Origin of the sequence: Streptomyces racemochromogenes (assembly GCF_039535215.1) — a bacterium.
GTDB classification, from domain to species: Bacteria; Actinomycetota; Actinomycetes; order Streptomycetales; family Streptomycetaceae; genus Streptomyces; species Streptomyces racemochromogenes.
This window is the reverse complement of the sequence record NZ_BAAAWT010000001.1, coordinates 3,910,031-3,922,500: the sequence shown is the minus strand read 5'-3', so window position 1 is coordinate 3,922,500 and position 12,470 is coordinate 3,910,031. Positions and strand designations below refer to the sequence as shown.

10 protein-coding genes and 1 rRNA gene (1 of these 11 cut by a window edge) are annotated in these 12,470 nt (G+C 71.9%); 2 read left to right on the top strand and 9 right to left on the bottom strand.

All coding sequences use genetic code 11. The features are described 5' to 3' along the window. A 16S ribosomal RNA gene (locus tag ABD973_RS18200) occupies positions 1-6 on the bottom strand; it reaches 1,518 nt to the left of the window's first position. Between the two features lie 892 nt (positions 7-898). Between ABD973_RS18200 and trpS the strand changes: the two genes are divergently transcribed. Further along, positions 899-1,897 (top strand): tryptophan--tRNA ligase, encoded by a 999-nt coding sequence (gene trpS / locus ABD973_RS18195; RefSeq protein ID WP_125821492.1) that lies wholly within the window; start codon positions 899-901, stop codon positions 1,895-1,897. A 42-nt stretch (positions 1,898-1,939) separates the two neighbouring features. On the opposite strand, the gene proC is transcribed toward trpS, so the two are convergent. From proC to ABD973_RS18170, 5 genes are all read right to left on the bottom strand, one after another. Further along, the gene (proC, locus tag ABD973_RS18190) at positions 1,940-2,749 is read right to left on the bottom strand and encodes a pyrroline-5-carboxylate reductase (protein ID WP_125602067.1); all 810 of its coding nucleotides are present in this window, start codon (positions 2,747-2,749) and stop codon (positions 1,940-1,942) included. A gap of 91 nt (positions 2,750-2,840) precedes the next feature. Continuing rightward, entirely contained in the window at positions 2,841-3,578 is a 738-nt protein-coding gene (locus ABD973_RS18185) for an ABC transporter permease (protein WP_125602070.1), read from the bottom strand. Further along, positions 3,575-4,399, bottom strand: a complete 825-nt coding sequence (locus ABD973_RS18180; protein ID WP_125821493.1) for an ABC transporter ATP-binding protein — start codon at positions 4,397-4,399, stop codon at positions 3,575-3,577. The genes ABD973_RS18185 and ABD973_RS18180 overlap by 4 nt, the downstream gene beginning before the upstream one ends. Before the next feature lie 78 nt (positions 4,400-4,477). Then, positions 4,478-5,005 (bottom strand): hypothetical protein, encoded by a 528-nt coding sequence (locus tag ABD973_RS18175; RefSeq protein ID WP_125821494.1) that lies wholly within the window; start codon positions 5,003-5,005, stop codon positions 4,478-4,480. 58 nt (positions 5,006-5,063) lie between these two features. Continuing rightward, a complete protein-coding gene (locus ABD973_RS18170; protein ID WP_125602080.1) occupies positions 5,064-5,363 on the bottom strand; it encodes an SH3 domain-containing protein in 300 nt (99 codons plus the stop codon). A gap of 106 nt (positions 5,364-5,469) precedes the next feature. Between ABD973_RS18170 and ABD973_RS18165 the strand changes: the two genes are divergently transcribed. Next, positions 5,470-7,578 carry a protein kinase domain-containing protein gene (locus tag ABD973_RS18165; RefSeq protein WP_241253282.1) on the top strand — a complete coding sequence of 703 codons (2,109 nt, stop codon included), beginning with the start codon at positions 5,470-5,472 and terminating at the stop codon, positions 7,576-7,578. Positions 7,579-7,612: 34 nt separating this feature from the next. On the opposite strand, the gene ilvD is transcribed toward ABD973_RS18165, so the two are convergent. The 3 genes from ilvD to ABD973_RS18150 all read right to left on the bottom strand — a co-directional run bounded on the left by ilvD (position 7,613) and on the right by ABD973_RS18150 (position 11,046). Continuing rightward, entirely contained in the window at positions 7,613-9,463 is a 1,851-nt protein-coding gene (ilvD, locus tag ABD973_RS18160; RefSeq protein WP_345500910.1) for a dihydroxy-acid dehydratase, read from the bottom strand. A gap of 144 nt (positions 9,464-9,607) precedes the next feature. Beyond that, the gene (locus ABD973_RS18155) at positions 9,608-10,225 is read right to left on the bottom strand and encodes a TetR/AcrR family transcriptional regulator (RefSeq protein ID WP_125821495.1); all 618 of its coding nucleotides are present in this window, start codon (positions 10,223-10,225) and stop codon (positions 9,608-9,610) included. Beyond that, positions 10,222-11,046 (bottom strand): sugar phosphate isomerase/epimerase family protein, encoded by an 825-nt coding sequence (locus ABD973_RS18150; protein ID WP_125602089.1) that lies wholly within the window; start codon positions 11,044-11,046, stop codon positions 10,222-10,224. The genes ABD973_RS18155 and ABD973_RS18150 overlap by 4 nt, the downstream gene beginning before the upstream one ends. Positions 11,047-12,470: the final 1,424 nt, after the last annotated feature.

Sequence of the window (12,470 nt, the reverse complement as noted above, 5' to 3'; positions counted from 1 at the left end):
CATGAATGTTTACCGGTAATCCGGTCCACACCACGAAAGAGCGGGCCAGTCACGGTCGGAATAAGACCGACTGACCACAACGTCCTCGCTGTGTTCGTTGCCTGCCAGTGCCCGAGGGCCCGACAGGTCTTTTTCAAAGGAACCTCATCCACCGGAGTGGACGGGGTATCAACTTCTGGCGTTGATTTTTGGCACGCTGTTGAGTTCTCAAGGAACGGACGCTTCCTTTGTACTCACCCTCTCGGGCTTTCCTCCGGGCTTTCGTTCTTGCGATTCAGACTCTATCAGAGTCTTTCTCGCTTGCTTTCCAGGTCCTGCGCTTTCGCGCTTTCCCTTTCCGGCGGTTCCGACTCTATCAGATCCTTTCGGGCCTGACTCCCAGTCAGCGGGGTTTGCCTTTCGGGGCGTTGGGCCCTTCCGGCGAGTGAGACAGTAGCGGATTCCCTGCCCCCGAAGCCAATCGGCGGCTGCGTCCTGGAACGCGGATTCCTCATTCGCAAATACGCATGAAAACGAGACGACGAAGTGAGTCGTTCGTTCGAATGTCGTAGTGCGGGATGGCTGTCCGGGGACCGACCGGGGTCGGCTCTCACGTCGGACAACTCGAAGAACCTTACGGACCTGGCACACGCGTGTCAACCCCCCGCTGACCGGGCGGCGACTGGCCGGAAAACCTCAGGTGCTCCTCACGTCCGCGGGTCTACGCTGGGCCCCATGACCACGCACGTGCTCACGCTCAGCCTTCGCTGGTGGGCCGCCTGACGGCGGCCGACCCCCGACACGAGCACGCACGCGCTCACGGCCGCCGCTACGGCGGCCGTTTCTGTTTCTCCCCAGGGAGTGGCGCGGCCGCCGGCCCGGTGGCTCCACTCACGTACGCACAGGGAGAGCAGCAGACATGACGAGGATCTTCAGCGGGATCACGCCGTCCGGGCACCTGACGCTGGGCAACTACCTGGGGGCCCTGCGGCAGTGGGTCGCGGCCGAGCACGCGCCCTCCGACGCGCTGTTCTGCGTCGTGGACCTGCACGCGCTCACCACGGAGCACGATCCCGCGCGGGTGCGGCGCCTCACCCGGCAGGCGGCGTCGCTGTTCCTCGCCGCCGGCCTCGATCCGCGGCGGTGCACCCTCTTCGTACAGAGCCACGTCGCCGAGCACACCCGGCTGTCCTACCTGCTGGAGTGCACCGCCGCCGACGGGGAGCTGCGGCGGATGATCCAGTACCGGGAGAAGGCGGCGAAGGCGGAGGCCGCCGGGAACGGCGTACGGCTGTCGTTGCTGACGTATCCCGTGCTGATGGCCGCGGACATCCTGGCGTACGCGGCGGAGGAGGTGCCCGTCGGTGAGGACCAGCGGCAGCACGTGGAGCTGACGCGGGACCTGGCGGTGCGGTTCAACCAGCGGTACGGCCCGACGTTCACGGTGCCGAAGGTGACGCTGCCGGCCGTGGGTGCGCGGGTCATGGACCTCCAGGACCCGACGTCGAAGATGGGGAAGTCGAGCGAGAGCGGGGCCGGGATCGTCTATCTCCTCGACGAGCCGGCGGTGATCACCAGGAAGGTGATGCGCGCGGTGACCGACAGCGGGGACGGCGGGGTGGTCTACGACCGGGCCGCGCGGCCGGGGGTGGCGAACCTGCTGGACATCCTGGCGGCCTGTACGGGCGGGGAGCCGGAGAAGCTGGCCGAGGGGTACGAGCAGTACGGGCCGCTGAAGCGGGACGTCGCCGAGGCCGTGGTGGAGCTGCTGCGGCCGCTGCGGGAGCGGCATGCCGGGCTGGCGGCCGATCCGGGCGAGGTGGAGCGGGTGCTGCGCGAGGGGGCCGCGCGGGCGCGGGACATCGCGCGGCCGGTGGTGGACCGTGCGTACGAGGCCATCGGGCTGCTGCCGGCGTGAGGGGGGAGGGAGGGGCCCCGCGGGCGCGGCCCCTCCCCCGTCTCAGCTGTTGCCGGTGGCGAGTTCGCGGCTGCGGTCGCGGGCCGCTTCGAGGGCGGCGATCAGGGCCGCTCGTACGCCGTGCTTCTCCAGCTCGACGATGGCGTTGATGGTCGTACCGGCCGGGGAGGTGACGGCTTCGCGGAGCTTGACGGGGTGTTCGCCGCTGTCGCGGAGCATGACGGCGGCGCCGATGGCGGCCTGGACGATGAGGTCGTGGGCCTGGGCGCGGGGCAGGCCGAGGAGGATGCCGGCGTCGGTCATGGCCTCGACGAGGAAGTAGAAGTAGGCGGGGCCGGAGCCGGAGAGGGCGGTGGCCGCGTCCTGCTGGGACTCGGGGACGCGGAGGGTCTTGCCGACGCCGCCGAAGATCTCCTCGGCGTGGGCGAGGTGCGCGGCGGTGGCGTGGCTGCCGGCGGAGATGACGGACATGGCCTCGTCGACGAGGGCCGGGGTGTTCGTCATGACGCGGACGACGGGGGTGCCGGGGGCGAGCCGCTCCTCGAAGAAGGCGGTGGGGATGCCGGCGGCGCCGCTGATGACCAGGCGGTCGGCGGGGACGTGCGGGGCGAGCTCTTCGAGGAGCTTGCCCATGTCCTGCGGCTTGACGGTGAGGATGAGGGTGTCGGCGCGCTTGGCGGCTTCGGCGTTGCTGACGGCCTCGACGCCGTAGCGGGTGCGCAGTTCCTCGGCGCGCTCGGGGCGGCGGGCGGTGACGAGCAGTTTGGCGGCCGGCCATCCGCCGCGGATCATCCCGCTGAGCAGGGCCTCGCCGATCTTGCCGGTACCGAGGACTGCGACTGTCTGGGTCATGCCCGATTCACCTCGCCGAACGAACCTTCAGGACGTACGCCCTCATCCTTGCACCCGTCCGCGTGGTGGCGAGGGGGTGTCCGCTCCGTGGTCAGGGCGTGCGGCGGCGGAGGGTGGCGGCGCCGAGGGCCAGGACGAGCAGCGCGCAGGCGGCGACGACGACGGCGTCGCGTACGAAGTCGGCGGTCATGTCGGTGTGGGTGAGGACCTGGGTCATGCCGTCGACGGCGTAGGACATGGGCAGGACGTCGGAGAGGCCCTCGAGGACGGGCTGCATGGTGTCGCGGGGTGCGAACAGGCCGCACAGGAGCAGCTGCGGGAAGATCACGGCCGGCATGAACTGGACGGCCTGGAACTCGGAGGCGGCGAAGGCGGAGACGAAGAGGCCGAGGGCGGTGCCGAGGAGGGCGTCGAGGAGGGCGACGAGCAGGAGCAGCCAGGCGGAGCCGGTGACGTGGAGGCCGAGGAGCCAGAGGGCGAGGCCGGTGGCGAGGAGGGACTGGAGGACGGCGACGGCGCCGAAGGCGAGGGCGTAGCCGGCGATGAGGTCGGCCTTGCCCAGCGGCATGGCGAGGAGGCGTTCGAGGGTGCCGGAGGTGCGTTCGCGGAGGGTGGCGATCGAGGTCACGAGGAACATGGTGATGAGGGGGAAGATCCCGAGGAGGGACGCGCCGGTGCCGTCGAAGGTGCGGGGGCTGCCGTCGAAGACGTAGCGCAGCAGGGTGAGCATCAGCACGGGGACCAGCAGCATCAGTGCGATGGAGCGCGGGTCGTGGCGGAGCTGGCGCAGGACGCGGGCGGCTGTGGCGAGGGTGCGGGCGCCGTTCATCGCTGGGTCTCCCTGGTGAGGTGTGCGGCCTGGGCGGGCGTGTGCGCGTTCGCGTTCGCTTCGTCGACGAGGCGGAGGAAGCCTTCCTCGACGGTGGCGGTGCCGGTGCGGGTGCGGAGGGCTTCGGGGGTGTCCTGGGCGAGGATGCGGCCGTCGCGCATGAGGAGGAGGTCGTGGCAGCGTTCGGCCTCGTCCATGACGTGGGAGGAGACGAGGATCGTGGTGCCGCGGCGGGCGGTGAGGTCGTGGAAGAGGTTCCACAGGTCGCGGCGCAGGACGGGGTCGAGGCCGACGGTGGGTTCGTCGAGAACGAGCAGCTCGGGCGTGCCGAGGAGGGCGACGGCGAGGGAGACGCGGCTGCGCTGGCCGCCGGAGAGGTTGCCGGCGAGGGCGGTGGCGCGGGTGGTGAGGTCGACGTCGGTGATGGCCTGCTCGACGGCGGTGCGGCGGCGTTCGGCGGCGGTGCGGCCGGGGTCGAGGACGGCGGCGAAGTAGTCGAGGTTCTGCCGGACGGTGAGGTCGTCGTAGACAGAGGGCGCCTGGGTGACGTAGCCGATGCGGGCGCGGAGTGCGGGGTGGCCGGCGGGGTGGCCGAGGACGTCGAGGGTGCCGGTGACGTGGGCCTGGGTGCCGACGACGGCGCGCATGAGGGTGGACTTGCCGCAGCCGGAGGGGCCGAGGAGGCCGGTGATGCGGCCGCGGGGGACATCGAAGCCGATGCCGTCGAGGACGGTGCGGGGGTGGCGGCCGGTGCCGCGGCGGACGGTGAGGTCGTGGGCGTGTACGGCGGGAGGGGGTTCCTCCGGCTGGTTATTCATCATGTGATGAATAATGCTGCCGGCGGTGCCGGTCGTCAATGAGCCGGGTGTTCGACCGCCGCGGTACCGGAAGCGGCCGGGCTACTTCCTGCGCTTGGGGCGGCGCGCGGCCGGGTTGCCCGTACGGGCGCTGCGGCGGCGGCCGAATTCGGCCACGGCCTGCTCGTACTCGGTACGGCGGAGCTTCTCGCCCGGGGCCTCGGACAGGCTGCGCAGGAAGTACGCGGCGAGGGAGCCGATGAACCCGATCGTCTTCAGGCCCTTGAGGGCGGCCTCGTCGGAGGACGGGCGCGGGCGGCGGCCGAAGGACTCCCAGGTCTTGGCGAAGGCGATGGCGGTGGCGATCGCGAACAGCACGATCACCGAGATGCTGAGGAACGGGCCGACGTTGCCGATCTCCAGGCCCTCGTAGGCGAAACGCAGGAGGTAGGCGCCGGCCGCGGCGGCGAGGAGGGAGCCGGCGGCGAGGGCGGCGCGGCGCAGGGCGTAGCCGCCCGTGTGGTCCACCCAGGTGGTGCCGAAGAACCGGATCGGCTCGGGCTGCGGCCCGGCGGCCGGCGCGATGGGGGTGCTCTGGTCTCGCTGCTGCTCTTCGCTCACATCCGCGATTATCCCCCCGACGGGGCGGCCCGCCGGGGGTGTCTCACCTGGCAGTACGGTGAACGGCTCAGCCGCAGCGCGGGGCGACGTAGCCGTCGGAGCCGGTGTGGACGTAGGCGTCGGAGACGAAGCGGCCGTTGCCGACGCAGTCCCAGAGGTCCGTCGTCCCGTACGGCCCCGAGACCGTCGTGCCGGGGCACTGGCAGCGGATCGTCACGGAACCGCCGACGGGGACGTAATCGATGATCGGGTAGTTGGTGCCCGGTCCGCTGCGCACGTTGACCCGGTAGCCGGGAGCGGTCGGGAAGGTCGGGCCCGCGTCGCCCGAGAGGCTGTGGACCTGGCTCGATTCGTTCTCTACGGACATGTGAAGTCTCCCCCCATGGGTGTTGCACTGCGCAACGCGCGCAGGGTAGCAAGCCCTTGGATGTTGCCACGAGCCATCGACTAGGCTCCGTCGGGGGTGGTGAGCGGTGCAGTCGCGGCGCGCGGACTACGCCGGGTTTCCGGAGTACGCCGGGCAGTACCGGCTCGAATCCGTGCTCGGCTCCGGTGGCATGGGCGTCGTCCATCTGGCCGCCTCCAGTTCGGGGCTGAAACTCGCCGTCAAGGTCGTGCACGCGCAGCACGCCGTGGACCCGGAGTTCCGGGCGCGGTTCCGGCAGGAGGTCGCGGCCGCGCGGAGGGTGAGCGGGGCCTTCACCGCTCCCGTCGTCGACGCCGACCCCGATGCCGAGCGGCCGTGGATGGCCACCCTGTTCATCGACGCGCCGACCCTCTCCGAGCGGGTGCGCGAGCGCGTCCTCGACCCCGTCGAGCTGACCCGGCTCGCGGCCGGGCTGGCGGAGGCGCTGCGGGACATCCACCGCGCCGGGGTGGTGCACCGGGACCTGAAACCGAGCAACGTGCTGATGGCGCCGGACGGGGTCCGCGTCATCGACTTCGGCATCTCGCGACCGGCCGACAGCGACCTGCGCACGGAGACCGGCAAGCTGATCGGGACACCGCCCTTCATGGCGCCCGAGCAGTTCCAGCGGCCCCGGGAGGTCGGGACGGCCGCGGACGTGTTCGCGCTGGGCGCGGTGCTCGTGCACGCGGCGACCGGCCGCGGCCCCTTCGACTCCGACAGCCACTACCTCGTGGCGTACCAGGTCGTGCACAGCGAGCCGGACCTGACGGGGCTGCCGGCCCGGCTCCTGCCGATCGTGGCGCGGTGCCTGGCGAAGGACCCCGCCGAGCGGCCGACCGCCGAGGCGCTGATCGCGGAGATGCGCGCCATCGCGTACCCGACGAGCGAGGACACCCAGGCGTTCATCCCGCAGCCGCGGCGGCCGGTGGCGGACGGGGAGCCGACCCACCAGCGGCAGCGGATCCCGACGGAGCCGGCGCCCGCCGCGCGCCGGCGCCGGATCCGGCCGGCGCTGCTGGCGGCCGGGCTCGGTGTCCTGCTCACGGCGGGGGCGGCCGGCGGGTACCTGTGGTGGGCCGCCGGCCCGGACGCCCCGGGAGGGCCCGCCGCCCACGCCCCGGCGCGACCGGAGCCGGCGTTCACCCCGTGGTCGGTCTCACCGGGCACGCCCCCCATGTCCTGCTCGGCGGCCGCCGACGGCCTGTTCTGCTCGGGGCCGGGGCTGGCGGGCGCCCGGCTCGACCCGGCCGACGGTTCGACGACCTGGGCCGTACGCGCGGACGCGCCCGTCCGGGGCGTGGCCGGCAGCACCGCCCCGTCGTACTCGGCCGGAGCGGTCCTGGCGATGGCACCCGGCAGCCAGCTGCTCCAGGCACTGGAGCCGGGCACGGGCGCCGAGCGCTGGCAGCGGAAGCTGGCCTCCGGCACGCGCGTGGTGACGGCGGGCCCGTACGTGGTCACGGTGGCGGCGGACGGCACGGTCACCGCCCTCGACGCAGCGGGCGGGTCCCAGAAGTGGAGCCGCCGCATCCCCGGCGCCGCAGCGGTGTGGTGGGGCGGCGCCGGAGCGGCGGGCGCGCCCGTCCTCTACTCCGCGACGGCGGACCCCGACGGCGGTGCCACCCAGCTCACCGAGATCGACCCGGCCACCGGTGCCGTGCGCTGGCAGACCCGGGCCGCCGGAGAACTGCGGCCGATCGGAACGGCCCGCGGCGCGCTGTACCTGCTCGACAACGCCCCCGGCGTCAGAACGGCCGGGATCGCGCGGGTGGACCTGGTCAGCCACGCCGTACGCCGGGTCCAGCTGTCGGCCCCGCTGTACGAGGTGGAGGCGACGGTGGCCCCGGACGGGACGGCGTACGCCTTCGGCACGCGGGGCGGTCTCGTCGCCATCGGCGGGGAGAAGGAGCTGTGGCGGGTGGAGACGGGGGCGGCGTTCGCGTCCCGGCCGGTGTTCGCGGACGGACGCATCTACCTGTCGGCCGGGGACGGCCGGCTGCTGGCATACGACACCGCCGGCAACCCCCTCGGCCAGACCAAGCCGCGCATGGCCCCGCAGAACACCTTCAGCGCCACCATCCCCTCCCCCGTGGTCGCCGACGGCCGCGTCTACGCCTGCGCACCCGACGGCACGGTCTTCGCCCAGGACGCGCGGAACCCCGCCGGGTGGTAGGCCACCTCGGCGGGGTTCACGGGATCCGGAAGGCTCAGCCCAGCTTCGTGACGTCGCGCACCGCGCCCTTGTCGGCGCTGGTGGCCATCGCCGCGTAGGAGCGCAGGGCCGCCGAGACGGTGCGCTCGCGGTTCTTCGGCGCGTACACGCCGCCCAGCTCCGCGTGGCGGGCGGCCAGCTCCTCGGCGGAGACCAGCAGCTCGATCGACCGGTTCGGGATGTCGATGCGGATCCGGTCGCCGTCCCGGACGACGGCGATGTCGCCGCCCGAGGCCGCCTCCGGGGAGGCGTGGCCGATCGACAGGCCCGAGGTGCCGCCGGAGAAGCGGCCGTCCGTGACCAGGGCGCAGACCTTGCCGAGGCCGCGGCCCTTGAGGAAGGACGTCGGGTAGAGCATCTCCTGCATGCCGGGGCCGCCGCGCGGGCCCTCGTAGCGGATGACGACGACGTCGCCGGGCCGGACCTCCTTGCGGAGGATCTTGTCGACGGCCTCGTCCTGCGACTCGCAGACCACGGCCGGGCCCTCGAAGGTCCAGATCGACTCGTCGACGCCGGCGGTCTTCACCACGCAGCCGTCGACGGCGAGGTTGCCGCGCAGGACGGCGAGGCCGCCGTCCTTGGAGTACGCGTGCTGCACGGAGCGGATGCAGCCGCCCTCGGCGTCGAGGTCGAGGCTCTCCCAGCGCTCGGACTGGGAGAAGGCGGTCGCGGAGCGCTTGCAGCCGGGGGCCGCGTGCCACAGCTCCATGGCCTCCTCGGACGCCGTGCCGGAGCGGGCGTCCCACTTGGCGAGCCAGTCGTCCAGGCCGTCGGAGTGGACGGTGCTGACGTCCTTGTTGAGGAGCCCGCCGCGGTGCAGCTCGCCGAGGATGGCGGGGATGCCGCCGGCGCGGTGCACGTCCTCCATGTAGTACGTGCCGCCCGGGGCGACGTTCGGGGCGACCTTGGCCAGGCACGGCACGCGGCGCGAGACCGCGTCGATGTCCTTGAGGTCGTAGTCCAGGCCCGCCTCCTGCGCGGCGGCCAGCAGGTGCAGGATCGTGTTGGTCGAGCCGCCCATGGCGATGTCCAGGGCCATGGCGTTCTCGAAGGCCTCGCGGGAGGCGATGTTGCGCGGCAGGACCGACTCGTCGCCGCCCTCGTAGTAGCGCTTGGTGATCTCCACGACCGTGCGGCCGGCGTCCTCGTACAGGGCGCGGCGGGCGGTGTGCGTGGCGAGGACCGAGCCGTTGCCCGGGAGGGCCAGGCCGATGGCCTCGGCGAGGCAGTTCATCGAGTTGGCGGTGAACATGCCCGAACACGAACCGCAGGTCGGACAGGCGTTCTCCTCGATGCGCAGGACGTCCTCGTCCGAGACGTTCTCGTTGGAGGCGTCGACCATGGCGTCGATCAGGTCCAGCTTGCGGACGGTGCCGTCCACCAGGGTCGCCTGGCCGGCCTCCATCGGACCGCCGGAGACGAAGACCACCGGGATGTTCAGGCGCAGCGCGGCCATCAGCATGCCGGGGGTGATCTTGTCGCAGTTGGAGATGCAGATCAGGGCGTCGGCGCAGTGCGCCTCGACCATGTACTCCACGCTGTCCGCGATCAGGTCGCGGGAGGGGAGCGAGTACAGCATGCCGGCGTGGCCCATGGCGATGCCGTCGTCGACCGCGATCGTGTTGAACTCGCGGGGGATCGCGCCGGCGGCGCGGATCGCGTCCGAGACGATGCGGCCGACCGGCGCCAGGTGGGTGTGGCCGGGGACGAACTCGGTGAAGGAGTTGGCGACCGCGATGATCGGCTTCCCGATGTCCTCGCTCGCTACGCCCGACGCGCGCATCAGCGCACGAGCGCCTGCCATGTTGCGGCCGTGGGTGACGGTGCGGGACCTCAGCTCGGGCATGCGGTTTCACTCCCCATGAGTGCGGCTGTACGGTCAGCCGCGACTGTGGATATGGCTCGGTTACGAGGCTACGCCCACCGCCCGCGATCCGGACAGCTCGTCCGGATGCCGGGACGGAGGGCTCATTCCTCGGTCACTCCCCCGTCACTCCTCGGTCAGGTAGCGCTGCAGCGTCGGAGCCACCAGGGCCACGATGTCCTCCTGGTCCGCGGACGCGAGCGGCTCGACCTGCACCACGTACCGCAGGATCGCGATCCCGACCATGTGCGAGGCGGCCAGCTCCGCCCGGAACGTCGGATCCGGGACGTCCAGGTCGGCGGCGATCCGCTCCAGCAGACGACGCAGCACCAGCGTGCGCAGCACCTTCGCGGCCGCCTCGTGCGTCAGCGCGGACCGGATCACGGCGAGCAGCGGCACCCGCGTCACCGGGTTCTCCCACACCCCCAGGAAGTACCGGACCAGCCGCTCCCCGATCCCGTCCGGGCCCTCCCCGAGGATGGCCGGAACCACCAGGGCCGGCTCCAGGCTCACCTCGACGGCGGCGGCGAACAGGTCGTCCTTGCTACCGAAGTAGTGGTGCACCAGCGCCGGATCCACCCCGGCCACCTTGGCGATCCCGCGCACCGACGTCTTGTCGTAGCCGCGCTCCGCGAACACCTCGCGGGCCGCCAGCCGGATCCGTTCCTGGGTGCCGGGCCCGTCGTCGGCCTCGTCCTGACGCGGCCGGCCGGGCCCCCGCCGCCGCTTCACGGGCTCGCTCACCGGCGCCCGGCCGGGTCGGCGAGGTGCGCCCGCGTGAAGGCCAGCGCCTCGGCGAGGTCGGCCTCACGCTCGGCGGAGGACATGGCGCGCCGCGTGTTGACCTCGATCACCACGTGCCCGTCGAAGGAACGCCGGGCCAGCCCCTCCAGCAGCTCGGCGCAGGGCTGCGTACCGCGCCCGGGGACGAGGTGCTCGTCCTTCGCGGAGCCGTTGCCGTCGGCGAGGTGGACGTGCGCCAGCCGGTCGCCCATCCGGTCGATCATCGCGCCGGCGTCGGTCCGGGCGGTGGCGGTGTGGGACAGGTCCACGGTGAAGTGCCGGTAGTCGTCCTTCGTCACGTCCCACTCGGGCGCGTACGCGAGCATCTCGCGGTCCCGGTAGCGCCACGGGTACATGTTCTCGACGGCGAAGCGCACATCCGTCTCCTCCGCCATCCGCCAGATCCCGGAGACGAAGTCCCGCGCGTACTGCCGCTGCCAGCGGAACGGCGGATGGACGACGACGGTCGACGCCCCCAGCCGCTCGGCGGCGGCCCGCGCCCGCTGGAGCTTGGTCCACGGATCGGTGGACCACACCCGCTGGGTGATGAGCAGACAGGGCGCGTGCACGGCCAGGATCGGCACCTGATGGTGGTCCGACAGGCGGCGCAACGCGTCGACGTCCTGGCTCACCGGGTCCGTCCAGACCATGACCTCCACCCCGTCGTAGCCGAGACGGGCGGCGATCTCGAAGGCGGTCGCCGTGGACTCCGGGTACACGGAGGCGGTGGACAGGGCGACCTTCGGGGTCCGGCTGTTCGGGATACGGAGCGGATCTGCCACGGTGACAGGTTACGGGGCCCCTCCCCGCCGAACCGTAAGCGGCAGCACTTTCGTCATACTTTTCGATTGAAAACCGGCGCCGCAGAGGCGCAGGGACACGGCCCGGCCGACCGCCAGGCACGCGACCCCGCCAGGCACTTCGGCGCCCAGGCGGGGGGGGCGGGGGGCGGTATCCCCCGGGGCGGTCTCAGAGCGGGTTGGGGGCTTCCCGTCAGTCCCATCGTCCTTCCGGTTCGGGCCGGTCCCTCAAGGGCGCTCCTTCGTCGCGTCACTTCGTGATCGCCTTCGGCGACCCTTGACCGACCGGCCCGAACCGGAAAGCCGAAAGACTGCCGGGAAACCCCCAAAGAAACGGGACGGACGATCCTTGGAGGAGCGGGTCCGTCAGCGATGAGGCGAGGTGCCGGGGCCGGCCCGCCCGACATCCGGCCCCTGCCCTCTGCGATTCCGGGCCAGGGGCGCGACAACCCGCACGAGAAGACGACCAGAGCAGCCCAGGAAGCCGACAGGCGCGACAGATCGCTACGCGCTCCTGCTGGCATGGCGTCCGACGACCGTCCTGGGCTGATACCCGCACGAGAAGACGATCACCGCAGTCCAGGAGGCGCGCAGGCGCGGTGGATCGCTACGCGCTTCTCCCGGCTCGGCGTCGGAGGGCCGTCTGGGGCTGGGATAGGGCACGAAAGGGGCAGGTGAGGGCCTTGGAGGGGCGAATCGCCCCCTCTCGCGGGGCCTTTGGCGGCTTGCCGGAGTCTGCGGATGTCCTTTTCACCCGCAGACTCCGACAGAGAGCCATCCGACCCCACAACAGACGCCCATACAGGGGCAAAAGGGGCGCGTGAGTCTTCTGTATGGCCGACGACCGGCTCAAGACGGCGGCCGGCCGCCGAGATCAGAGAAGCGCGTAGCGAACTGACGCGCCTGGGTGCCCCATGAGCCGCTCTGATCGGCTTCTCGTGCGGGTATCAGCCCAAGGCGGTCGTCGGACGCTGAGACGGGAGGAGCGCGTAGCGATCTGTCGCGTCTGGGGGCTTCCCAGGTCGCCCGGATCGACCTTTGGTGCGGGTTGCCGCGCCCCTGGCCCGGAATCCGGACTCTTGAGGCCCCGGATGTCGGGCGGGCCGGCGTCCGGCCCCTCGCCTCATCCCTGAGAGACCCGTCCGCCCTCCTCTGAACCGTCCCGTTTCTTTGGGGGTTTCCCGGCAGTCTTTCGGCTTTCCGGTTCGGGACGGCCTGTCAAGGGTCGCCGAAGGCGATCACGAAGTGACGCGACGAAGGAGCGCCCTTGAGGGACCGGCCCGAACCGGAAGGACGATGGGACTGACGGGAAGCCCCCAACCTGCTCTGAGACCGTCCGAGGGCACCCCGCCCCCCAGCCACCGGCCCGCAGACGAGGGGCCGGGTGGGCAAGCACCGCCCTGCCC